Annotated in this window: 21 protein-coding genes and 1 pseudogene; 10 read left to right on the forward strand and 12 right to left on the reverse strand. The window is 70.0% G+C overall.

Annotated elements, in window-relative coordinates:
* Positions 1-83: 83 nt before the first annotated feature.
* Positions 84-515, reverse strand: a complete 432-nt coding sequence (locus GAS53_RS42435; protein WP_151483121.1) for a cupin domain-containing protein — start codon at positions 513-515, stop codon at positions 84-86.
* A gap of 342 nt (positions 516-857) precedes the next feature.
* Here GAS53_RS42435 and GAS53_RS42440 point away from each other — a divergent pair, with 342 nt between their 5' ends.
* Positions 858-2,789, forward strand: coding sequence for a multicopper oxidase family protein (locus GAS53_RS42440; protein ID WP_151483122.1), 1,932 nt, complete (start codon positions 858-860; stop codon positions 2,787-2,789).
* A 92-nt stretch (positions 2,790-2,881) separates the two neighbouring features.
* Positions 2,882-4,783 (forward strand): AfsR/SARP family transcriptional regulator, encoded by a 1,902-nt coding sequence (locus GAS53_RS42445; RefSeq protein ID WP_151483123.1) that lies wholly within the window; start codon positions 2,882-2,884, stop codon positions 4,781-4,783.
* 9 nt (positions 4,784-4,792) lie between these two features.
* On the opposite strand, the gene GAS53_RS42450 is transcribed toward GAS53_RS42445, so the two are convergent.
* The 5 genes and pseudogenes from GAS53_RS42450 to GAS53_RS42475 all read right to left on the reverse strand — a co-directional run bounded on the left by GAS53_RS42450 (position 4,793) and on the right by GAS53_RS42475 (position 10,133).
* Positions 4,793-6,628 (reverse strand): MFS transporter, encoded by a 1,836-nt coding sequence (locus GAS53_RS42450; RefSeq protein ID WP_151483124.1) that lies wholly within the window; start codon positions 6,626-6,628, stop codon positions 4,793-4,795.
* Between the two features lie 88 nt (positions 6,629-6,716).
* Positions 6,717-7,211: pseudogene (locus GAS53_RS42455) on the reverse strand (MarR family winged helix-turn-helix transcriptional regulator); the annotation flags it as partial.
* 116 nt (positions 7,212-7,327) lie between these two features.
* The gene (poxB, locus tag GAS53_RS42460) at positions 7,328-9,061 is read right to left on the reverse strand and encodes a ubiquinone-dependent pyruvate dehydrogenase (protein ID WP_151483125.1); all 1,734 of its coding nucleotides are present in this window, start codon (positions 9,059-9,061) and stop codon (positions 7,328-7,330) included.
* Positions 9,062-9,697: 636 nt separating this feature from the next.
* Positions 9,698-9,877 (reverse strand): hypothetical protein, encoded by a 180-nt coding sequence (locus tag GAS53_RS42470; RefSeq protein WP_151483126.1) that lies wholly within the window; start codon positions 9,875-9,877, stop codon positions 9,698-9,700.
* A 61-nt stretch (positions 9,878-9,938) separates the two neighbouring features.
* Positions 9,939-10,133: a hypothetical protein gene (locus GAS53_RS42475; RefSeq protein WP_151483127.1), complete on the reverse strand. Its 195-nt coding sequence runs from the start codon at positions 10,131-10,133 to the stop codon at positions 9,939-9,941.
* Between the two features lie 407 nt (positions 10,134-10,540).
* On the opposite strand from GAS53_RS42475, the gene GAS53_RS42480 reads away from it, so the two are divergent.
* On the forward strand, positions 10,541-10,795 hold the full coding sequence (locus GAS53_RS42480; RefSeq protein ID WP_225859426.1) for a hypothetical protein: 255 nt from the start codon (positions 10,541-10,543) through the stop codon (positions 10,793-10,795).
* 58 nt (positions 10,796-10,853) lie between these two features.
* Here GAS53_RS42480 and GAS53_RS42485 read toward each other — a convergent pair whose 3' ends face one another.
* Together GAS53_RS42485 and GAS53_RS42490 are read right to left on the reverse strand one after the other, a co-directional pair.
* Positions 10,854-11,417 carry a carboxymuconolactone decarboxylase family protein gene (locus GAS53_RS42485; protein ID WP_151483128.1) on the reverse strand — a complete coding sequence of 188 codons (564 nt, stop codon included), beginning with the start codon at positions 11,415-11,417 and terminating at the stop codon, positions 10,854-10,856.
* Between the two features lie 24 nt (positions 11,418-11,441).
* A complete protein-coding gene (locus GAS53_RS42490) occupies positions 11,442-11,819 on the reverse strand; it encodes a nuclear transport factor 2 family protein (RefSeq protein ID WP_151483129.1) in 378 nt (125 codons plus the stop codon).
* Positions 11,820-12,260: 441 nt separating this feature from the next.
* Here GAS53_RS42490 and GAS53_RS42495 point away from each other — a divergent pair, with 441 nt between their 5' ends.
* The 4 genes from GAS53_RS42495 (at position 12,261) to GAS53_RS55580 (ending at position 14,321) form a co-directional block, all read left to right on the forward strand.
* A complete protein-coding gene (locus tag GAS53_RS42495) occupies positions 12,261-12,728 on the forward strand; it encodes an SsgA family sporulation/cell division regulator (protein WP_151483130.1) in 468 nt (155 codons plus the stop codon).
* A gap of 180 nt (positions 12,729-12,908) precedes the next feature.
* On the forward strand, positions 12,909-13,763 hold the full coding sequence (locus tag GAS53_RS42500) for a Bax inhibitor-1/YccA family protein (protein ID WP_151483131.1): 855 nt from the start codon (positions 12,909-12,911) through the stop codon (positions 13,761-13,763).
* Positions 13,764-13,810: 47 nt separating this feature from the next.
* A complete protein-coding gene (locus GAS53_RS42505; RefSeq protein WP_192583517.1) occupies positions 13,811-14,188 on the forward strand; it encodes a hypothetical protein in 378 nt (125 codons plus the stop codon).
* A gap of 10 nt (positions 14,189-14,198) precedes the next feature.
* Positions 14,199-14,321, forward strand: a complete 123-nt coding sequence (locus GAS53_RS55580) for a hypothetical protein (RefSeq protein WP_318723619.1) — start codon at positions 14,199-14,201, stop codon at positions 14,319-14,321.
* A gap of 69 nt (positions 14,322-14,390) precedes the next feature.
* On the opposite strand, the gene GAS53_RS42510 is transcribed toward GAS53_RS55580, so the two are convergent.
* The 4 genes from GAS53_RS42510 to GAS53_RS42525 all read right to left on the reverse strand — a co-directional run bounded on the left by GAS53_RS42510 (position 14,391) and on the right by GAS53_RS42525 (position 18,205).
* Complete coding sequence (locus GAS53_RS42510) at positions 14,391-14,984, reverse strand: DUF308 domain-containing protein (protein ID WP_151483132.1); 594 nt, start codon at positions 14,982-14,984, stop codon at positions 14,391-14,393.
* Positions 14,985-15,027: 43 nt separating this feature from the next.
* Positions 15,028-16,641: a tannase/feruloyl esterase family alpha/beta hydrolase gene (locus GAS53_RS42515; protein ID WP_151483133.1), complete on the reverse strand. Its 1,614-nt coding sequence runs from the start codon at positions 16,639-16,641 to the stop codon at positions 15,028-15,030.
* 195 nt (positions 16,642-16,836) lie between these two features.
* Positions 16,837-17,529: a cytochrome b/b6 domain-containing protein gene (locus GAS53_RS42520; protein ID WP_151483134.1), complete on the reverse strand. Its 693-nt coding sequence runs from the start codon at positions 17,527-17,529 to the stop codon at positions 16,837-16,839.
* Positions 17,477-18,205: a molybdopterin-dependent oxidoreductase gene (locus tag GAS53_RS42525; RefSeq protein WP_192583518.1), complete on the reverse strand. Its 729-nt coding sequence runs from the start codon at positions 18,203-18,205 to the stop codon at positions 17,477-17,479. Before GAS53_RS42525 ends, GAS53_RS42520 begins: the two co-directional genes overlap by 53 nt.
* A gap of 380 nt (positions 18,206-18,585) precedes the next feature.
* Here GAS53_RS42525 and abc-f point away from each other — a divergent pair, with 380 nt between their 5' ends.
* The 3 genes from abc-f to GAS53_RS42545 all read left to right on the forward strand — a co-directional run bounded on the left by abc-f (position 18,586) and on the right by GAS53_RS42545 (position 22,597).
* The gene (abc-f, locus tag GAS53_RS42535) at positions 18,586-20,220 is read left to right on the forward strand and encodes a ribosomal protection-like ABC-F family protein (protein ID WP_151483136.1); all 1,635 of its coding nucleotides are present in this window, start codon (positions 18,586-18,588) and stop codon (positions 20,218-20,220) included.
* Between the two features lie 79 nt (positions 20,221-20,299).
* Entirely contained in the window at positions 20,300-21,991 is a 1,692-nt protein-coding gene (locus GAS53_RS42540) for an ABC-F family ATP-binding cassette domain-containing protein (protein WP_151483137.1), read from the forward strand.
* 42 nt (positions 21,992-22,033) lie between these two features.
* Positions 22,034-22,597, forward strand: coding sequence for a CGNR zinc finger domain-containing protein (locus GAS53_RS42545; RefSeq protein ID WP_151483138.1), 564 nt, complete (start codon positions 22,034-22,036; stop codon positions 22,595-22,597).
* The last annotated feature ends 141 nt before the right edge of the window (positions 22,598-22,738 follow it).

A 22,738-nucleotide genomic window follows, 5' to 3' on the forward strand; every position in this document is an offset into this window, starting at 1 on the left:
CAAGCTTCGGGCCCCGACGAGGAACTGACGCACCAGCAGCAGAAGTCACGCAACTACTAACGATCAACTACTGGCGCAGGACACTAGTAGGTCGTCACCAGGGGCTTCGTCTCGTCGACCACGTATGTGGAGAGCATCATCGTGGTCACCGTGCCGACGTTGCGGGCGTTGTGGATGACACCGTTCGGGATGAAGAACGGGTCACCCGTGCACAGCCGGAGAGGCGGCCTGTCGTCGAACTCCATCAGGACGTCGCCGCGGATGATGTATCCGACCTCGACACCGGGATGGCTGTGCCGGCCCGACTCCTTGTGCCGGGGAATCTCCACGAGCGTCTGCACGGCCTCCCATCCCTTGGCGGGCGAAGGGTGCTCCTGGAGCAGGGTGCGTGTGACGCCTGCGGTCGGATCGGAGTCGGGAGTCGCGGCCGCGGCGGTCGACGACAGAGCGGCTGCGCCGAGCGCGCCGGCCGCCGCGGCACCGCTGGTACGAAGAAGGGAGCGGCGATCGATCATCACATGTCCTTTCGGTCGGTAGGCATCAAAGCCGACCAGACAGGCAGAAGGTTCTTCCAACGCAAAGCAATCACATGTCTCAGTAGACACACAAGAGTGTAAGTCGGCCAACGTTCACACGTGTGCACACATGCGTGCGGGGGGAGGCAGGCGAGTGACGGCATCACGCACACAGACCTCCCGGCCGTATAGGGCATGTCTGCAGGTCGTATATCCGCGCCTCCTAGGCTGAGTCGACACGTGGGCATCACACCTTCTTCGATCCGGTCCCGCGTCCTTGCCACACACCCTTGCAACAGAGGAAAGTACGTGAAGCACAGAAGTCGACGGACGTTTCTAGGCATGGCAGGCGCTGCGACGGCGGGTGCCGCGCTCTACGCGACAACGAACCTGCTCAGCGAAGAAGAGGCGAAAGCCGCGTCCGGCCCCCTGGACGGGGTGTCACGGCCGTCCACGACGAAGCTGACTCCCTTCAAGGACGCGTTGCGCATCCCGCCCACGCTGCGGCCCAAGAAGGACGGCACCACGGAGATCCCGCTGGTGGAGGCACAGCTCCGGCTGCACTCCCAGATGCCTCCCACGCCACTGTGGACCTACGACGGCCACTACCCCGGCCCCACCATCGAGGTCGAGCGGGGCCGGCGCACCCGCATCGCCTGGGCCAACCGACTGCGCGGCACGCACCCGGTCAAGGCGGTCTGGGCCCTGCCGGCAGGTGCCGCGCCAGGGCTGGAGCCGTTCAACAGCCCGGGTTCCCAGGGGGCGATCGGCAGGCCCGAGGTCGACGACCTCGTCGCCTACACCTCCGTACACCTGCATGGCGGGCACCAGCATGCGACCAGTGACGGCGCTCCGGACTCGGGTGTCACCTACGGCGGCTCGCAGCTGTCGGAATACCCGAACGACCTGGCCGCGGCGCACCTCTTCTACCACGACCACGCCATGCCGGTCACCGCGCTGAACGTGATGTCAGGGCTGATGGGGCACTACATCGTCCGGGACGAGGCCGAGGAGCGGCTGGACCTTCCGCGCGGCGCCTACGAGGTCCCGCTGGCCCTGGCCGACGTCAACTTCGACACGGACTCCGCGGGGCGGCTCGACGGACGCATCCTCGCCAAGCGAGTCTCGCTGGGGAAGCCGGTGCCGGGCGAACTGCCCACCGCCGTCGGCTTCTTCGGCCCGTACACCATGGTCAACGGCGTGGTGTGGCCGTATCTGTCGGTTCAGGCGCGCGCCTACCGCTTCCGCATCGTCAACTCCGCGCTGAGCAGGGCCTACCGGTTGGTCGTGATCGACGAGGAGACCGGCAAGGCGGTGCCGAAAGCCATGAAGCTGATCGGCACCGACCTGGGCCTTCTCGGCAAGCCCCAGGTGATCGAGGAGGCGCTGACCCTCAATCCCGGCGAGCGCGCGGACGTCGTCGTCGACTTCGCCGCCTTCGCCGGCAAACGGCTGAAACTGGTCAACACGGTGCCGGGCGCGCCCGTCGGAGTGCCGGTGCCGCCGGCGAACATACCGTTCCCCGACGTCATGCAGTTCCGCGTGGCACGGCACGCCAAGTCGCCGTACAAGGCGCCCGCCACGCTGTCGCGTGACTTCAAGCGGCTGACGACCGCGGACGCCCCCAAGGGGGCCGTGGAGCGCTTCGTGGTGGTCGCGTTCGACAAGACCCGGACCATGCCGCAGATGTGGGAGATGCAAGAGGCCGACGGCTCCACGAAGCAGGGGGACGGCGTCGTCCGGGTCAAGCTCGCCGGCGGCACGAAGACCCTGCGCCGCGTGGGAACGGTCTTCGAGGACACCACCACCTTCTTCGGCTCCTCCGGCGCCTGGGAGAAGTGGACGTTCCTCAGCCTCGCGCCGGCCGGCGGCCCGCCGATCGTCCACCCCATGCACATCCACCTGATGAACTTCCAGGTCGTGGACCGGCGTTCGGTCGACGCCGCCGGCATGGACTTCGCCCTGGGCGGCACCACCAAGCCGGTCGAACTGGGCGCCGCGCTGCCCGTCGCGCCGGAGGAGAGCGGCTGGAAGGACACCTTCGCCCTCGCCACGAACACGGCCGTCACGGTGCTGGGGCGGTACGGCGCGCTCAGCGGCCGGTTCATGTACCACTGCCACATCCTCGACCATGAGGACGAGGGCATGATGCGGCCTCTGGTGATCATGCCGCCGTCCGTGCTCACCATCCACCACATGATGCAGTCCATGAACATGGGCGGAATGGACATGAGCGCCACGCAAACACGTCACGCTGCGCACACACATCACTGAGCCCGGTGTGAACGCTTCTGTTCTGCCTCTCGTTTGAACCTATGCCGACGGCCGCAGTGGACCGTCGGCAGCGGTGACGAGGGGAACACTCGATGGAAGACGACGGCCTGAGGTTCTTCGTGCTGGGGCGTGTGAGCGCCCGGCGCGACGGCGTGGAGGTGGACCTCGGGTCGCCTCAGCAGCGTGCCACCCTCGCCGCGCTGCTCCTCGGCGACGGCAGACGGGCCTCGATGGACAGCCTGGTCGACGCGCTGTGGGGTCCGGTCGCACCGCCCACGGCACCGGCCGTGATCCGCACCTACGTGTCGCGGCTGCGCGCCGTCCTGGGCGCGTCCGGCCCCTCGGTCATCGAGACCACCGGCCGCGGTTACGCCCTGTCGGCCGTCCGTCTCGACCTGGACGAGTTCCGCGCCGGTGTGTCCCGCGCCAGGAACCTGGCGGCACAGGGAGATCTGGCACGGGCGGTGGCGGTGCTGCGTCAGGGGCTCGCGCTGTGGTCCGGCGAGCCCCTGGAGGGTGTCGACGCTCCGTTCGCCGGCCGACACCGGGCCATGCTGGAGGAACTGCGGCTGGCGGCCCTGGAGGAGTGCCTGGCGCTGGAGGTGTCCTCCGGCGCGCACCGTGAGGCCGCGGTGGAGTTGTCCGTCCTGATGGACCGCAATCCGCTGCGGGAGCGGCTGCGCGAGCTGTTCATGCTGGCGCTGTACCGGTCCGGGCGGCGGACCGAGGCGCTGGAGGCGTACGACGCCGGGCGGCGGCTGCTCGCCGACGAACTGGGCATCGACCCCGGGCCCGGTCTGCGCGAGGTACACCAGCGCGTTCTGGAGGACGATCGCAGGCTGCTGCCGACGCCGGGTTCCGGCACCGGCGGGCGGCCCGGACAGGTGGCGGGCTCCTGGACGAGTCCCTCCCAACTTCCGCCCATGCTCCCGGTCTTCGCCGGGCGCGCGGAGGAACTGGCGCGGCTGGACGCCCTGTTGGAGGACAGCGCGGCGGAGCCGCACGCCACGGCCCTCGTCGCGATCGACGGTATGTCCGGGGTGGGCAAGACGACGCTGGCCGTGCGGTGGGCGCACCGCGTGGCGGGCCGCTTCCCCGACGGGCGGCTCCATCTGGACCTGCGGGGCTTCGGGGGCGGCGGGCCCGCGATGAGCCCCACCGAGGCCCTGCACGCGCTGCTGGTCGCCCTGGGCGTGCCCGGGGGTGATGTACCGGAAGGACTCGCCGCGCGGACGGGCCTGTACCGCAGTCTGCTGACCGGCAGACGGGTCCTCGTGGTGCTGGACAACGTGCCCGCCGCCCAGGACGTCGGCCCCCTCCTTCCCGGCGACGGGGGCAGCTGCGTGGTCGTCACCAGCAGGACCTGTCTCGCCGGACTCGTCGCAAGCCACGGCGCCCGTCTGCTGTCGCTGGGGCTGCCGAGCCGGGCCGACGCCCGCGCGCTCTTCATCGGCCGGGTCGGGGCGGAGCGCGCCGGACGGGAGCCGGAGGCCGTCGACGCCATCGTGGCGGGATGCGGACGACTGCCCCAGGCACTGGCGGCCGTCGCGGCGCACACGGTGTCCCGCGGTTCCTTCCCGCTGGCGCGGATGGCCGCCGAACTGCCCACCGGACCGAGCGGGGTGAGCGAGCTGGGCCACCGGTACGACGGGGCGCTGCGGGACGCGTTCTCGTGGTCCTTCGACCGGCTGAGTACACCGACACGGCACCTGCTCGGACTGCTCGCCCGCCGCGGGGACGCGGAGTTCTCCCGGTCCGCCGCGGCGGCCCTGAGCGGTGAGCCGGAGGAGACGGTACGGCTGCTGCTCGCCGAACTGGCGGACGCGCAGCTGCTGACGGAGTATCTGCCCGGGCACCACCGGCTGCACGCCCTGGTCCGGGTGTACGCCGTCGAGCACGGCCGCGGCCCGGGACGTCCGGTGCCCGACCGGTCGGCTCCGTCCCCCCGGGCCGTCGGTGTCGTCGGGTCCGTCGGGTCCGTCGCGTCGCGCTGACCGGACCGGTCAGGCGGTGGGCACCGTCAGCACGACGTCGTGGACGGCCGGCTCCTCCTCCACCACGATCGGGGACGTCTGCGCCTGGTAGCCGGCGGCGGAGGTGATCAGGACGTACGGTCCGGTGGCCGGGGCGTCCAGCGTGTAGGAGCCGTCGGGCCGGACGGCCGACCGGCTCAGCACGCGGCCCTCCACGGAGGTCAGCGTGACCGCGCCCCGCGGGACGGGCGCGCTCTCGACGCCGCGGACGCGGCCGCGGACCGGGATGCCGCTGGGCGCCCCGGCGACGGCCTCGGCGTCGGCGTCCTGCACTGTCCGGGCTGCCTGGGCCGCCTGGACCAGGCCGCTGGAGGCGCGCAGCGGGACCTCCTTGATGAACAGCGTCACCAGGAAGGCGATCAGGGCGACCGGGGCGACGTACAGGAAGATGTCGCCGATGCCGTGGCCGTAGGCACTCTCCAGCCAGGTGCGTACCGGGGCGGGCAGCAGGGCGAGGTCGGGCAGTTCGCCGCCGCCGGAGGCCTTGGCGGCCGTCGCCCGGTCCTGCGGGCCGAGCTGGGTGATGGTGTCGCGGGCGTAGTGGCCGATCCGGGTGGTGAGGACCGAGCCGAGCACCGAGACGCCCACCGCGCCGCCGAGGGACCGGAAGAAGGTCACCGTGGACGACGCGGCGCCCAGGTCGCCCGGGGACACCTGGTTCTGCGTGGCCAGCACGAGGTTCTGCAGCGTCATGCCGACGCCGAGGCCCATCAGCACCATGCAGAGCGCGATGAACAGGTACGGGGTGTCGTGGCGGAGCATGCCCAGCAGGGCCAGGCCCGCCGTCAGCAGGACACCGCCCGCCAGCAGCCAGCCCTTCCACCTCCCGGTGCGGGTGATGATCCGGCCGGAGACCGTGGAGGAGACGAACAGGCCCGCGATGAACGGGATCGTCATGACGCCCGACATGGTCGGGGAGTCGCCGCGTGCCAGTTGGAAGTACTGGCTGAAGAAGACGGTGCCCGCGAACAGCGCGATACCGGAGAACAGGGAGGCGAGGGAGGCCAGGGTGATGGTGCGGTTGCGGAACAGCCGCAGCGGGATGATCGGTTCGCTCGCCTTCGTCTCGACGAACAGGAAGATGCCCGTCAGCACGATCGACGCGCCGACCAGCGTGTACGTCTGCCAGGACAGCCAGTCGTACTTGTTGTCGGCGAAGGTGACCCAGATCAGCAGGGCGCAGACGGCCGCGGTGACGAAGAAGGCGCCGGCCCAGTCGACCTTGACCCGGCGCTTGAGCACCGGCAGGTTCAGCGTCCGCTGGAGCACGACCAGCGCGACGAGCGCGAACGGGATGCCGACGAACAGACACCAGCGCCAGCCGAGCCAGCTGGTGTCGGTGATGACACCGCCGAGCAGCGGGCCGCCGACGGTGGCGACGGCGAAGGTGGCGCCCAGGTAGCCGGAGTAGCGCCCGCGCTCGCGCGGGGAGATCATCGCGGCCAGCACGACCTGCGCCAGCGCGGACAGGCCGCCACCGCCCAGACCCTGGATGACACGGGCGCTGATCAGCGTCGTGGGGTTCTGCGCCAGACCGGCCACCAGGGAACCGACGGCGTAGATGATCAAGGCCGACTGGACCAGGATCTTCTTGCTGAACTGGTCCGCGAGCCTGCCCCACAGGGGTGTGGAGGCGGTGACCGCCAGCAGCGACGCGGTGACGACCCAGGTATAGGCGCTCTGACCGCCGCCGAGGTCGCCGATGATCTTCGGCAGCGCGTTGGTGACGACGGTCGAGGACAGGATGGCGGCGAAGAGGCCGAGCAGCAGTCCGGACAGGGCGCGCATGATCTGCGCGTGTGTCATCGGAGCGTGCGCGGCTTCTCCTCCGTGGTGGGCAGGTGCCCGCACACCTGCTCTTGGGGTGGTTGTCATGAGGCTTCTTTCCTTGCGTGGTGACAGCGGGTGTAGGACACGAGTGGTCGTCCTCGGGCGGCTCGGCGTACGAGTCCTGTGCGGTCCACAGGTCGTCGAAGCTCGCCCGGAGCCGGGACAGGAGCCACGTCAGCCGGCGGACGTCCTCGTCGCTCCAGTCGCTCAGCCGCCGGGCGAGCAACCGGGCGGTGCGTTCGGACAGTTCGGCGAGCCGGGTCCGGCCCTCGGGGGTAAGGCGCAGGATGCGCGAGCGCCGGTCGCCGGGATCGGGGCTGCGGTCGATCCAGCCCTGCGCGGCCAGGTGCGCGACGTGGCGGCTGGTGACCGACATGTCGACGGCGAGCAGCTCCGCGAGCCTGCCGGTGCGCATGTCGCCGTCGCGGGCGAGCAGCGCAAGCACCATGGCGGATCCGCTGGAGGAGCCGTTCGGCAGGGCCCGGTCCAGCTGCCGTCGCACGGAGCCGACGGCGCTCAGCTGGCGCATCAGCTCCTCGTACTGAGCGTTCTCGGACACATGTGCCTCCAATGTCATTGCCCAGGGCAACCATGAGGTTGCTCGGTTGCCCTGGGCAAGTGTTTCAGGTGTGCGTCACATACGCTCGCTGAGATATGTGTTACGGCCTCGGTCGGTCAGTGCAGGATCCGGCGGGCGACATTGGTGGTTACCAGGTCGAGCAGTTCCTCGCCCCGGCCGGACAGGATGGTGCGGATCGCGTAGAGGGCAAAGCCCTTGGCCTGCTCCCCGGTGACCGCGGGAGGCACAGAGAGCTCCTGACGTGCCGTCATGACCTCGACCAGCGCCGGGCCCTCGTGGGCGAAGGCATCCTTCAGCGCGTCCTCCAGGTCACCGGGCCGTTCGACCCGACGCGTCCACAGCCCGATCGCGGCGGCGACCTCGGCGAGCTGCGGATTGTCCAGCTCGGTCGCGTAGTTGACGATGCCGGCCGCCTTCATCTCCAGCTCGACGAAGTTCAGCGAGCCGTTGTTGAAGACGACGATCTTGGCGGGCAGGCGGTTCTGCCGGAGGGTGAACAGCTCGCCGAGGAGCATGGTGAGCCCGCCGTCGCCCGACAGCGAGACCACCTGACGGCCCGGGTACGCCGCCTGCGCGCCCACGGCGTGCGGCAGCGCGCAGGCCATGCTGCCGTGGTTGAACGAGCCGAGCAGCCGCCGCTGCCCGTTGAAGGTCAGATAGCGGGCCGCCCACACCACCGGAGAGCCCACGTCGACGGTGAAGACCGCGTCCTGGTCCGCGAGCCGGTCGATGGTGCGCGCCACGAACTGCGGGTGGATCGGGGTGCGTTCGCGGTCGTTGACGGCGAGCGCGTCCAGCGACTTTCGGGTGCGGGCATAGTGGGCAAGGGCCTCATCGAGGTGCTTGCGCTCCCTCTTGACGGTCAGCAGCGGCAGCAGCGCGGGCAGGGTGTCCCGCACACTGCCGACCAGGGGCAGGTCGACATGGGTGCGCCGGCCGATCTGCTCGCCGCGGATGTCGAGCTGGATGACCTTCGCCCCGCGCGGATAGAACTGCCGGTAGGGGAAGTCGGTGCCCAGCATGAGCAGGGTGTCGGCCTCCTCGATCGCCTTGTAGCCGGAGGCGAAGCCGAGCAGTCCGGTGAGCCCGACGTCGTACGGGTTGTCGTACTCCACATGCTCCTTGCCACGCAGAGCGTGCACGATCGGGGCCTTGACGGTCTCGGCGAGCCGGACCAGGTCGTCGTGGGCTCCGGCCGCGCCGACGCCCGCCAGGATCGTCACCCGCTGCCCGTCGTTCAGCAGCGCGGCGGCCTCGTTCAGGGCGTCGTCGTCCGGGCGGACGACGGTCCGGGCCGGGCGTACGACCGTGGGAGCCAGGTCCCGGCCGGTCTTGGCGAGGAAGATCTCGCCGGGCACGACCACGACCGCCACTCCCCTGCGCTCGACGGCCGCCCGCATCGCCATCTCCAGGATGCGCGGCCCGGACTCCGGGCTGGTGACCACCTCCGCGTAGACGCTGCACTCGGCGAACAGCTCCTGCGGGCGGGTCTCCTGGAAGTAGCCGGAGCCGATCTCGCTACCGGGGATCTGGGCGGCGATGGCGAGGACCGGCACGCGGCTGCGCTGGGCGTCGAAGAGCCCGTTGATCAGGTGCAGGTTGCCCGGACCGCAGCTGCCGACACAGACGTTGAGCTCTCCGGTCAGCCCGGCCTCGGCCGCCGCCGCGAAGGCGGCGCTCTCCTCGTGCCGCACATGCACCCAGTCGACGCCGTCGTCCCGGCGTATGGCGTCCGTCAGCCCGTTGAGCGAGTCACCGGGCAGGCCGTACAGACGGCGCACACCGGATGCCTTGAGCGAAGCGATGACGTGGTCGGCGAAGGTGGGCATGCGGGTTGCCTTTCGTCGGTCGTGAGCGTGTCCGTTCAGCCTCCGGGACCGACATTGCGCACACATCCGTCGAATGACTGTGTAACCGACGCTCGGGCACCCTCGGCTTCTCGGTCGGACGACTGCCGGGCTCCGGCCGAGCGGAGGCGTACGGCCAGTCCGGCGAGCCCGTCACTCTGGCGTGTCGGACGTCAGCGCCTCGCCCACGCGGATCTGCTGCCCTCGCCCGGGCTGGACGGAGGGACGGGGAGCGCGCTCGATGCGGACTTCAGGCGGCAGTCGGCAGTCGGCAGAGGGCACGCGGCAGGCCGCGCGGGGCCCGTTCGGCGCGGGCAAGACGTACCCGCACTGCCCGGAGCACCAAGTGGCGAACTTCGCCATGAGCCGCACCGGGTGGGGGGACATCCTGCGGGGCGCCATGGTCAACGGCCCCAACAGGGCGGACCTGTTGGGCGACCTGGCGAGGTTCGACAGCGCGTCCGTGCTCCGCCGAGCCGTCCGGACACCGGTGGTCCGACTTCGACGGGCACGGTGTCGGCTACCTCGACGACGTGGCCGCCTGGCAGACGGTCGCCCCGGCGGACGACTTCACGGCGACCGCCCTGCTCGCCCTCTCCCTCACCGCGGACACGGCGGTCACAGAACGGCGCTGAGGAAGGTGATGGCCGCCAGTTGGCGTGTCTTCCGGGTGTACTCCTCCACCTGGCGGTCCGGCTCCCGCCGGTCGTTGTGGTTGACCCGGCGGAGCAGCTCATCGAGGGCCTCCTGCTCCTTGCCCAGACGGCCCGGGAAGAGGGGGTATTCGTAGGTGTTCATGACCTGCCCTGTCGACGGTGGGTGCTCAGCGATGGATGCGGTACGGACCTGCGCCTGAGTGCTACAGCCCCAGATCGAGGGCCAGACACGAGGAGGTGCGCCACGCGGCCGTGTCCTCGGACGAGGTGTTCGCTCCGCCGTTCGGCCCGGACTCCGCCAATTCGGTCATGTCCTCGTACCGGATGCGCTCGGGCAGCTTGCCGAAGCGCGCACGCCGTGCCGCCGCGGCGGTGTCCATCATGACTTCCTGGTTCATGACCAGCCTCCACTTCGTGGATCGTGCACGGTCCTGTCGGTCGACGGGACTGCCTTCATCTTGCATCCGAATCCGTCACCAGTCAAGGCGGTGACGAATTGATATGTGTGAGCTTCATGGCTGGCTAACACGCCCGCCCAGTCAAGGGGTCCGGTCATCCCGGCGCTGCAACCCGGTGCCGCGCTTGTGCCCGGGATGCCTCCAGCCTCCAGCATCTCCGCGGCCTGCTGCGGTTCCTTGAGCAGTGCCGGATGGGCCAGTGCCAGGCCAGGACACCTGCGCGAGTCAATACACACATGTCTGATGCTCGGTGACCGCTGAGACCGTCCCCAACGCCACACATGACGGTGGTAGTGTGCGCGCCGATCTTCTTCTCACACGTATCTGTACTCGGACCTTGGGATTCCATGAGTAACTCGGCAGAGGAAACACAGCAGACGAGCGCCTACACACCGGGCGGCCGACGTCGGCATCGCAGGACGAGACAGGGCGGTTCGGGGGTCCGGCGTGCCGTCGTGCTCGCGATCGCGGTGCCCATGGCCTCGGCCGCGCTGGCAGGGCCCTCGGCCTTCGCCGCCTCCGGCAACGGCGCGACGGGCACGGCGGCCGGCGCGACCGCCGCGACGATCCGTATCGACCCGGCGCCCGCGCCGGCCCCTTGAGAGGCCGGGCGCGCCCCGGGGTTCCCGGCGGCGCGATGCGGTCGTCCCCAGCCGGAGGTCAGACGCTGCTGGTGTCACCGGAGGTGCCGAGCACCGGTTCGTCGTCGTACACCTTGGTCACCTCGACGTTCAGCACGGTGGCGATCCGTCCGAACGACCAGTAATAGCCGGCCACTTGCAGTACCTCGACCAGTTCGCGGTCGCTGAGGAAGCGGCGGGCCTCGGCGAAGACCTCGTCGGAGACGCGTGGGTGCCGCACCACCTCGGCGGTGAACCGGATGAGGGCGTGGTCGGCCTCGGACAGCTCCGGGCTGTCGATCTGCCGCTCGCGGACGAGCTGACGGGTCCGCTCGTCGACGCCGGCCGAACGTGCCATGGGGTCGTGCTGGGCCGCGACGAAGGTGCCGTCGGTATGGGCGGCGACGGTGAGGATCACCAGTTCGCGCGCGCGGGCAGGCAGTTCGAGCGCGGTGAACAGCGTCCTGGCGAACTCGACGAACGGCTTCACGGTGCCCGCCGAGTGGGACATCATCTTGACCATCGGGTCGGGCGGCAGCTTGCCGAGGAACGTGGCGACCTCGTCCGGGAACGAGGCGGGGTCCGGGTCGGTGAGACGGGGCATGATGGTCCTCCGATCGTGGGTGGCTCAGACGGTCCGGGCGGGCTCGACGTCGAAACCCGTCTCGCTCAGGTGCCGGAAGCGGCCGTCCTCGGCGAGGGTGCCGAAGATCGCGATCTCCCGGGTCTGGGTGGTGCCGTTCCTCAGGGTGATGCGGAAGACGTGCCGTTCGGCGTAGGTGTGGCCATCGGTCAGTTCGTCGAGCACAGTGACCGTGCCTCCGGTGACCTGGCCGCGGATGCCCGCGACCATCTGCGTGAACTCGTCGCGGTTCATCGTCTTTCCGTCGCTGCGGTGCGTGTAGTCCGGGGCGTAGTAGCGGTCGAGGACCTGGTGCAGCTCCAGCGCGGGGTCGGGCTCGAAGACCAGGGCGCGGAGCGCTTCGGAGATACGTACGTGACTCATCGTGGGTGTGTCCTTCGGTTGTGGAGGGATGCCATAAGCGGACCAGCGGGTCCGGTAATCATCATACCGGACCCACGAGTCCGCTTATGGCGAGCGCGACGTACAGCTCGACGGCGACCAGGTCCGAGTGGGTGTCCGCCGTGCAGCCGTGCACAGCGCGAGCCGGGCACCCTGCAGTGCCTCACCCCGGCAGCAGGCGGGGTTTCGCGTTTTCGAGAAACGTGTTTCCGCCCGTCGGCTTTCGACTTCCGCAGCCAATTGACTTACGTCACCTCCCACGCGGCCCGTTCGACGACTTCAGGAGCCACTCCTTGGCCGCCGGTGTTCTTCCACGCCCCTCACCAGCGATGCCCTTTGACCGTCAAGTGACCGATGTGCGCGTTCTGTTCCCGGTGAAGAGTTGTAGGCGCAGACTTCGTTCGACGGAGGGGAACTCCTGTCATGCACCGCGATCAGTCACCCCTGCAGGCGCGTACGGCGCCCGAGCTCGCGCCTTCGCTGTTCCTGGACCTCGACCAGATGCTCGACGAGTTCACCCCGCTGCCGATACGTGCGGAGTTCCGTTTCGACCCGGACATGCCCGCGGTGATCACGGTCGAGTTCTTGTCGGAGCGAGGACCGAGCCTCATCTGGCGCATCGGCCGTGAGCTCCTGCACCACGGCCTGACATCGATGAGCGGCTGCGGCGACGTACGGATGTGGCCGGCGCTGCCCAGGGAGCGGCCCTCGTCCTGGCTGCTCCTCGAATCGCAGGAGGTGGAGGCCCTGTTCGAGGTGCCCGCTGCGCCGCTGACGGAGTGGCTGGAGGCGACCTACCGGATCACCTCGGCCGCGGCGGAGATGGACAGCCTGAACTGGGACGGCTTCCTCATGGATCTGCTCGACGGCCCGGCGGCACCGCCCGAATGACCGCCACCGGGCGCGCGCACGGATGACTTGCTTCGCATTGCGTCACCTGTCAAAGTGGTGACGCACAGGGTTGCTGTCGTCGGCCCGGTGCGTGGCCAGCGGCACACGTATGCCGCCCCGGGCACCCGATGACAACGCTTGCCGCAGGCCGCGAGTGTGCGGCGGACAAGGAGGAATGACGTGAGGACCAGCAACCCGATCTTTTCCCGCTGGGGTGCCGCCCGTGGCGCCGGCCCGGCAGACGCCCACACGCGCCGACCGGTGGGCACCACGGTCGGAAGCCGGCCGACGGACGACTACGCGACCAACCCCTACGCCCCCGGTGCCGACACGTCACCGCGGACCGACGGGACCGCGGTGACGATCGACGACGTCATCGTCCGCACCGCGACGACGCTCGGCACCGTGGCCCTTACGGCGGTGCTGTCCTGGCTCTTGCTGCCCGTCGACGAGGCGAACCTAGGCCGGTCCTACGGGATCGCCCTGGGCGCGGCTCTCGTCGCCTTCGTCCTGTCGATGGTCCAGGCCTTCAGGCGGACGCCGTCCCCGGGACTGATCCTTGGGTACGCCGCGTTCGAGGGTGTCTTCCTCGGCGTGCTCTCCAGCACGATCTCGACCTACGTCGCGCCGGGTGTGGTCGTACAGGCGGTGCTCGGCACCTTCGCGGTGTCCGCGGGTGTGCTCGTCGCGTACCGGATGCGCTGGATCCGCGTGACCCAGAGGTTCACCGGGTTCGTCGCCGCCGCCGCGACCGGCTTCCTCCTGCTGCTCGTCGCCGACCTCCTCTTCTCCGCCTTCGGCGCGGGCAACGGCCTCGGCTTTCACAGCGGCGGCCTCGGCATCCTCTTCGGCGTCATCGGCATCCTGCTCGGCGCGGCCTTCCTCGCCATGGACTTCAAGCAGGTCGAGGACGCCGTCGCCTACGGTGCCCCGCGCGAGGAGGCTTGGCTGGCCGCTTTCGGTCTCACCTTGACGCTGGTGTGGATCTACCTGGAGGTGCTGCGCGTGCTGACCATCTTCAACAGTGACAACTGAGTTCTCCGGCGTCTGAGGGGCATGCGCACCGCGCATGCCCCTCAGACGTGTCCGGCTGCGCGCCCGCCGCCGAGGCCCTCGCAGCCGCCGGCTACCTCCTGAACAAACCCTCGGTCGGGCTCGACGCACAGATGATGGAGGCCGACCCGCCCTGGCACACCCCGTCTGCACCGACTGGCCTCGGCCGCCCTCACCCCACGCCGTACGACCTCGTCGAAGCGTTCTACGCCCCGCTGCCGGCCGCGGTCATCGCCGAGCTCCCTGGCATCCCCGAGGAGCACCACGTAGGCTTCCGCCGCTGGTCGGCCCATCCGCTCCGGATCGCCTCGCCCGAGCACCGCCCGGCGCTGGCCGGTCTGCACGGGTTGCCGGCCGACCGAGGAGGAACTCGTGGGCACGGCCCTGATGCTGGTCGTCGCCGGTAACGAAAACACCGTGACCCAGCCGGCCCCCCGCCATCTGGCCTTCGGACACGGCATCCACTACTGCCTGGGCGCCCCGCTCGCCCGCCGAGAGACGACCAACGCCCTGCGCACCCTGCTCGCCCGCGTCGGCTGACGACATGAGAAACGTCCCGGCCCGCGTCGTAAAGACGCGGGCCGGGACGGAACAGAAGGGGTACGGCGGTCAGACGGTCCGGGTGCGCAGCTGGCGGGCCTTCCAGCCCAGCAGGCCCGCCTGGACGATGAAGAACACCCCGCCACCCGTGGCGTAGACGGACAGTACGTCGAGCGAGGGATCGCTGCCCGCGGCCTGGATGTTGTAGAAGATGCCGACGACGAAGGACAGTCCGCCCGCGATCAGCATCGGCCACTGCTTGCCCAGCTCGGGGCCGCGCCGCTTGAGCCCGACGGCCACCTGGGCGGCACCGGATATGACGGCCCAGGCACCGAACACATGGAGCACCGGCGCCACGCCACCGGCCCCGGCGATGCCGACCGCGATGGCGGCGAGCGTGCTCAGCACCCCGTTGAACGCCGTGACCCGGCGCTCCGATCCGTCGGGGAGTGCCCGGTAGTCGATCAGCGAGGACGCCGCGTCGATCAGCGGGTAGACGACCAGCAGCGTGATCGCCACGGCATCGACGTCCTTGTGGGCTCCGGCGAACGCCAAGGCCCACGCCACGGCCAGGACGCCGCGGCCCAGGTACAGCCTCAGCAGGGAGAAGCGTTCGTCCGTGGTGGCCGCCGGATCCGCCGGCGTCGATGTCTGCGTGCTCATGTGGGTTCGGCCTTTCTCAGGTCAGGGGTGGTCGCCGACCCGGTCAGTACCGGGAGGGGGAGACGCACGTGAAGCTGGAGGCAACGGCCGGGTCGCCGTGGCCGTTGTAGCGGGACACCTGCGGGTAGCTGCACAGGTCGCGGGTGACGCTCTGCTGGGAGTCGTTGATCAGGGTGGCGGGCAGGGTCCTGGGCGCCTTGCCGTGCTCGACCCAGGCGGTCAGCGCGGCGAGGCCGTCGGCCGAGCCGTCAAAGCCGTTGAGGCCGCAGTGGTTGGTCCCCGGGGCGAGGAAGAGGCGGTAGAAGTCGTCGACCCGCTTGGTTCCGCCCATCTCCCGCTCGACCTGCTCGCGGTACTTCACGGTGCCCTGGGTGGGGATGTACTGGTCGGCCTGGCCATGCCAGGTCAGCAGCTTGCCCCCGGACTTGCGGAAGCCGGACAGGTCCGGGTCGTCCGTGCCGATGACCTTGTCGAACTCGGCCTGGGACTGCTTGAACAACTGCGTGAACCGGCTGTAGGTGATCTTCGAGATGTCGAGGGAGGCATCCTTCGCCACCCAGAGCTTGACCCAGTCGGCGGGCACCTTGAACGGCGCGCCCGCGACGTTGCCATCGGCCCCGGTGACGCCGGCCAGAGCCGAGATGTCGGCGCCGACCGGGACGCCGGGCCACAGCTTCTTGCCGGAGGTGGTGCGCGGGCCGTCCCAGATCTTGCGCACGACGGTCGCGTCGGCCGCCGTGACGGTCAGCTCCTTGCCCTCGCACACGACCTTGGTGCCGATCAGCCGGCGCGGGTCGAAGTCGCAGCGGGACGGGTCGTTGACCAGGCCGTCCTTGACGCCGTCGAGGGAGTCGCAGGCCTTGACGGCGGCGTTGGTGAAGGCGTCGAACTCACACTTGGACGGGTAGGTCTTCTCGTTGTTCATGACCACCTGCGGCCACAGGGTGGCGACCTCGAACTCGTCCCAGTTGACGGCGGGAGCGTCGGCGAGGATGCCGTCGTAGTCGTCGGGGTAGCGCTGGGCCTCCATGTAGCCCTGGCGTCCTCCAGTGGAGCAGCCGGTGAAGTAGGAGTAGGCGGGACCCTTGCCGTAGATCCCGGCGACGACAGCCTTGCCGACGACCGCCGCCTCGTGCTGGGAGCGGGAGGCGAAGTTCTTCAGCAGCGCGGTGTTGACCTGGCCCTCGCTGTTCAGCGCCCAGCTGGTGTCCAGGGCGTCGCCGACACCGGCGTCGGTGGAGACGGCGGCGTAGCCGTTCTTGACCGCGGTGCCCAGGCCGACGCCGTTGTCGCCGGCCAGGTAGGCGGCGCCGCCGATCCCCTGGAATCGGCCGTTCCAGCCGCTGACGGGCAGCCAGGTCCGCACCTTGGCGTGGTCGCCGTCGCCCGGGTGGGTGAGGGTGACCGTCACCTCGCAGTAGGCCGGGACGCCGGAGACCGAACCGCCCAGGACGCCGGTACCGGTGATGGTGCCGCCCGCCTGGCTGACCGCGGTCACGGACTCCACCCTGGTCCCGGTCGGGGCCTTCACGGACGGCGCCGAGCAGGCGAACGGCACGGAGGCGGAATCGTCCTGGGGCTCCGCCGAGGCGGTCGGCAGGTACACCACTGCAGCCAGCGGCACACCGGCCGCGAGGACCGTCAGAAGTCGTCTCATTGTTTTCCCATCCAAGAAGTTGGTGTGCGCCCGGCCATGGCGACACATGTGCACGTCACCTGAGGCGGACAGTGAGCGGCGCGAAGGGTTCACCGCTCCGGACCCACTCTGGCCGCACACCACACGTCCCCACCACAGTCAGTTGACGGTCCATACCCGGGAGCACCGGCCGAGATCTGTGACGGACGTGTTAGGTCATTCGACGGTCCGCCGTTCGGACACGTCAGCCACCTGCTCCTCCCGCAGCCACCGCGAGTGATGTCGCTGTGCCCACGACCGGCTGACGTATCCGGTGCGCATCCCCAGCCGTGCCTCGGGGTCCTCGAACGCCTTGCGCATGTGCCCGAGCACGACAAGCGTGATCGCCCAGGCCACGATGTCGTGGACGAAGATCGCACTGGTGCGGGAGATGAAGGGCAGCAGCCCCATGAACCACATCAGCAGGCCGGTGAACATCATCACCAGCACGGCGCCGGCGATCCAGCCCGCGTAGAGCTTCTGGCCCGCGTTGAACTTGCCCGCCGGGCGGGCCTCGGGCGAGGTACGGCGCCTGCGGACGGCGCGCAGCCACTGCCGGTCGTACACCGCGAAGCGGTTCAGCCTGCGCAGGTCCGCACGGAAGGCGGGAGACAAGAGCCCCAGCAGGAAGGGCAGGGGCAGCGAGATGCCGGACCACTCGTGGACGGTGGCCACCAGGTGCCGCCGTCCGACGAGTTGGGCCAGCGGCCCGAGGTAGAGACAGGCGGCGGAGACCAGGCACAGCAGCATCAGGTAGCCCGTGGCCCGGTGGACCATGCGTTCGGCGGTGCTGAACCGGCGGACCCTGCCGTCGTGTTCAGGCCGCGTCGCTGTGCCGGTCGGCGTCGTCGAGCCAGCCGTCGACCGCATATCCGCGCTCCTCCCAGTAGCCGGGAACGACCTTGTCGGTGACCGAGATTCCGGACAGCCACTTGGCCGACTTGTAGAAGTACATGGGGGCCACGTAGAGGCGGACCGGTCCGCCGTGCTCGTGGGTGATGGGCTTGTCCTGCATGTTCAGCGCCACCAGGACGTCCGAGCGGCGCGCCTGTTCCAGCGTGAGGCTCTCGCTGTAGGCGCCGTCGAAGCAGGTGAACCGGATCGCCGCGCCCGGAGAACGCACCCCGGCGTCGTCGAGGACGTCCGCCAGCTTCACACCCTCGAAAGGCGTCTTCTCCACGCGCCAGCCGTCGGTGCACACGACATCGTGGACGACCCGGGTCTGCGGCATCGCGCGCAAGGCGTCGAGCGTGTAGGTCTTCGGCTTCTCCACCAGTCCGCCGACCGTGAGTTCGTAGTTCGTCTCGTCCCTGTGCGGCACCGAGCCGACCACGCTGTAGTACCGGAAGCCGCCCGGATTGGGCAGCAGACCGGTCAGCCCCGTGGCGTCGACCTGAGAGGCGGCGCCGAGGAACCCTTCCCAGCCACGCTGGAGATAGGGCGCGGCGGCGAGCCCCGCCGCGCCCGCCCCGAGCATGCCCAGCATCGCCCGCCGCCCCACCGGTGCGCCTCCGGTCCTCGGCTGCGGTTTCGGCTTTTCTGCCATGGTGTGCACTCCTTCCGACACGTGTGAACTTTGCCGAGACCTGCACAGCATCGTCACCGGTTTAACTGGTGACGATGCTGTCATGGGGTCTCGGAGCTGTCAACACGAAGCCGTTGATGCACACGTATGAGCCCAGCCACCCCACATCACCGAACCGAGCAGGGCGACGGGTGTTAGGCTGTACGCGACGTTGACCGTGTATCGAGGAGTCACAGACGTGGTGGGTGAAGACGACATCTCCGGGTGAGATCCGGACCTGACGGCCACCGGCCGGCGCTCAGGAGCGCTGCCGACGTGGTCCGTTTCGTCGTACCCCCTTTTCCACGTCTGCCCAGGGCAGAGGTCTGTTCTCTGCCCTCAAGCCGCTTGAGGTCACCTCCATGTCCGACGCGTCCGTCGTCTGCTCGAACCTCTCCTTCACCTGGCCCGACGAGACCCCGGTCTTCCACGACCTGTCCTTCACCGTGACCACAGGCCGCACCGGCCTGGTCGCCCCCAACGGCTCCGGCAAGAGCACCCTGCTCAAGCTGATCGCCGGCGAACTGAAGCCCGCCACCGGCTCGGTGTCCGCCGGCGGCACACTCGGCTACCTCCCGCAGAGCCTCCCCCTGACGGGCAACCTCACGGTCGCCGAGGTGCTCGGAGTCGCCGCGGTGATCCGCGCCCTGGACGCCGTGGAGTCCGGGGACGTCAGCGAGGAGCACTTCACCACCATCGGCGACGACTGGGACATCGAGGAACGCACCCGCGCCCAGCTCGACCGCCTGGGCCTCGCCGACCTCACCCTGGACCGCAGCCTGAGCACACTCAGCGGCGGCCAGGTCGTCTCGCTCGGCCTCGCCGCCCAGCTGCTCAGGCGCCCCGACGTACTGCTGCTCGACGAGCCCACCAACAACCTCGACCTGGAGGCCCGGCACAAGCTCTACGACGTGCTCACGGACTTCAGCGGCTGCCTGCTGCTGGTCAGCCACGACCGCGCACTGCTCGACCGCATGGAACGCATCGCCGAGCTCAGCAGCGACGAACTGCGCTTCTACGGCGGCAACTTCACCGAGTACGAGGAGGCCGTGCGCGCCGAGCAGGAGGTCGCCGAGAAGAACGTCCGCAACGCCGAACAGGAGCTGAAGCGCGAGAAGCGGGAGTTGCAGCAGGCCCGCGAACGCGCCGAACGGCGCGCCGGCAACGCCTCCCGCAACCTCAAGAACGCCGGCCTGCCCAAGATCTTCGCCGGCAACATGAAGCGGGGCGCGCAGGAGTCCGCGGGCCGGGCCGGCCAGATGCACGCCTCCCGGGTCACCGAGGCCAAGGCCCGCCTCGACGAGGCCGGGCGGGCACTGCGCAACGAGCAGCGCCTCGCCCTGGAACTGCCCGACACCCAGGTGCCCGCCGGGCGCAACCTCTTCCTCGGCGAGGGGATGCAGGTCCGCCTCGGGGACAAGGCCGTGTTCGCCGCGGGCGGTGTCGATCTGACCGTCCGGGGCCCTGAGCGCATCGCGCTGACAGGTCCCAACGGCGCGGGAAAGACCACCCTGATGCGGCTGATCACCGGCGAACTCGCCCCGGACGGTGGGGAGATCAAGCGCAACGACGGCCGGATCGCCTACCTCTCGCAGCGCCTGGACCTGCTGGACCTGGACCGCACCGTGGCCGAGAACTTCGCCGCGTTCGCCCCGGAGCGGCCCGAGTCGGAGCGGCTGAACCTGCTCGCCCGCTTCCTCTTCCGAGGCGCGCGGGCGCACCTGCCCGTCCGGGTGCTCTCCGGCGGCGAACGACTGCGCGCCACCCTGGCCTGCGTGCTGTGCGCCGAACCCGCCCCCCATCTGCTGCTGCTCGACGAGCCGACCAACAACCTCGACCTGATCAGCACGGGACAGCTGGAGAGCGCGCTGAACTCCTACCAGGGCGCCTTCATGGTGGTCAGCCACGACGAGCGGTTCCTCGCCGAGATCGGCGTGAACCGCTGGCTGCGGCTGGCCGAAGGGACGCTCAAGGAGACGGGAGCCCCCGCGGTGTGAGCCACCGGTGTGTGCAGTGGCCCGTGTCCGAGGCAGTACGCCCCACGGGCCGAACGCCGATCACGTCGGACGGATCCCCATGCCCCAGCCCGCTCTGCTCGCCCACGACCTCGTCCGTAACCTGGACGGCCGTCGCGTCCTCGACGGCATCTCTCTCACCGCCTCGCCCGGCCACCGCATCGGCCTGATCGGGGAGAACGGCGTCGGCAAGTCCACCCTGCTGCGGGTGCTCGCAGGCGTGGACGAACCCGACGCGGGAAGCGTCACCCGCCCGGGCGACCTCGGCTTCCTCCACCAGGAGATGCCGTACGACGCCGACTCGACGCTCGCCCACGTGCTGGACGAGGCGCTGCGCGAGCCTCGCGAGGACCTCGCCGAGCTGGACCGGCTCGGCGAGGAACTCGCCCGCGTCCCGGAGCACGACCCCGGCCATCAAGAGCTCCTCGACGCCTACGGAAGGCGCCTTGAGCAGGCCCAGGACCGGGAGTCCTGGGACGCCGACCGTCGTGCGGCCCTGGTCCTTGACGGCCTGGGCCTCGGCACGTTCGGGCACGACCGCACGCTCGGTTCACTCTCCGGCGGGCAGCGCGGCCGGCTGGCCCTGGCCGCACTGCTCGTCCGGCGGCCGTCGGCGTTGTTGCTGGACGAGCCGACCAACCATCTCGACGACGGCGCCGCCGCCTTCTTGGAGGAGCAGATCCGCGGCCTCCCCGGGACCGTGGTCGTCGCCGGCCACGACCGGGCGTTCCTCGACGCCGTCTGCACCGACCTGATCGACCTCGACCCGGCGGCGGACGGCCCGGTCCGCTACGGCGGCAACTACAGCGCCTATCTGTCGGAGAAGCGCGCCGAGCGCGAACGCTGGGAGCGGCGGCACGCCGAGGAACAGGAGGAACTGACGGAGCTGCGGCACGCGGCGGGGGTGACCGCGCACCGGGTCGCGCCGGACCGGGGCCGCACCGACAACGAGAAGATGGGCTACGGCCACCGGGCCGGCCGGGTACAGAACCAGATCTCCCGCCGGGTCCGCAACGCCACCCGGCGGCTGGAGGAACTGGAGCGCTCCCAGGTCGCCGAGCCGCCGCGTCCGCTGCGGTTCTCGGCCGGGGACCTGGCCGCACGTGCCGAGGAGAGCCCGCGGCCCCTGGTGTCCCTGCACGACGTGCGGGTGCCCGGCCGACTCGCACTGGACGGCCTGGAGGTGTCGGCGACGGACCGGCTGCTCATCACGGGCGGCAACGGTGCGGGCAAGTCGACGCTGCTCGCCGTGCTCGCCGGACGTCTCCCGGCAGAGGGCGAGGTGTACCGGCGGCGCAGGCTGACGGTCGGGCTGCTCACCCAGGACACCGTGTTCGAACGGCCCGATCGCACGGTCCGGGACACCTACGAACTGTCGCTGGGCCCGCAGCGGGCCGAGAAGGTGCCGCTGGGCTCGCTCGGGCTGATGCACGAGGCGGACCTGGGCAAACCGGTCGGACAGCTGTCCGTGGGTCAGCGCCGCCGTCTGGCGCTGGCCCTCCTGGTGGCCCGCCCGCCCCAGCTGCTGCTGCTCGACGAGCCCACCAACCACCTCTCCCCTGCCCTGTGCGATGAGCTGGAGGCGGCACTGGGTCCTGGCCCCGGCGCAATCGTCGTGGCGAGCCACGACCGCTGGCTGCGCCGACGGTGGCAGGGCCGCGAACTCCTCCTGGAACCGGGGCACGGTCGACGGGAGGAGGAGCCGTACGATCTCGAGCACGCTGTCACCAGCGAAAACCGTCTGGAGCGGTGACGCTCCTTGCGCTCGACATGAGTCACCTGTCAAGATGGTGATGTGAATCTTGACCATGTATTCGTATGCGGGCACCCGGCCCTCGACTTCGCGGCCACCCTCCGAGCCCGGCGCTCGACCCGGTTCGAGATGTTCGTGACACCGGAGCGGCTGAATGCCTGGTACCTGGAGTCCGGGCTGGTGGACACGATCACTCCCGGCGAGGAGGACGACGTCCGGGAGGCGACGAGCGTGCGCGAGGCCATCTACCGGCTCGTCACGGACCGCCGTCTCGACGAGGAGTTTGACCGCGAAGCCCTCGCCGTGGTCAACGCCGCCGCGCGCAAGCCCCCCGTGACGCCGCAGCTCACCGTGGCCGGACGGCACACCGACGCGACGCCCGAGCAGGCACTGGCGACCGTCGCCCGGCAGGCCGTGGAAGTGCTCAGCGGCCCGGACGTCCCCTTGATGAAGGAATGCGGCAACCCCGAGTGCACCCGGGTCTACATCGACCGCTCCCGGGGCATGCGGCGCCAGTGGTGCGGCATGGAGTCCTGCGGCAACAAGATCAAGGCCGCCGCATACCGGGCCCGCAAGAAGACCGCGCCCGCCGCGACCGCACACTGACCCCCTCACCTGGGCGGGGCGGACTCCCTCACCTGGGCGGCGCGCGGTCCGGGCACACGCGGGGCTCAGTCGGCGGCCAGGTCCTTGAGGAGCTTGCGGCATGGATTTCACGGTACGGCCCGCCCCGCCACCGGAACGCGG

It is taken from the genome of Streptomyces albicerus (genome assembly GCF_008905045.1).
In the GTDB taxonomy this organism is placed as follows: Bacteria; Actinomycetota; Actinomycetes; order Streptomycetales; family Streptomycetaceae; genus Streptomyces; species Streptomyces albicerus.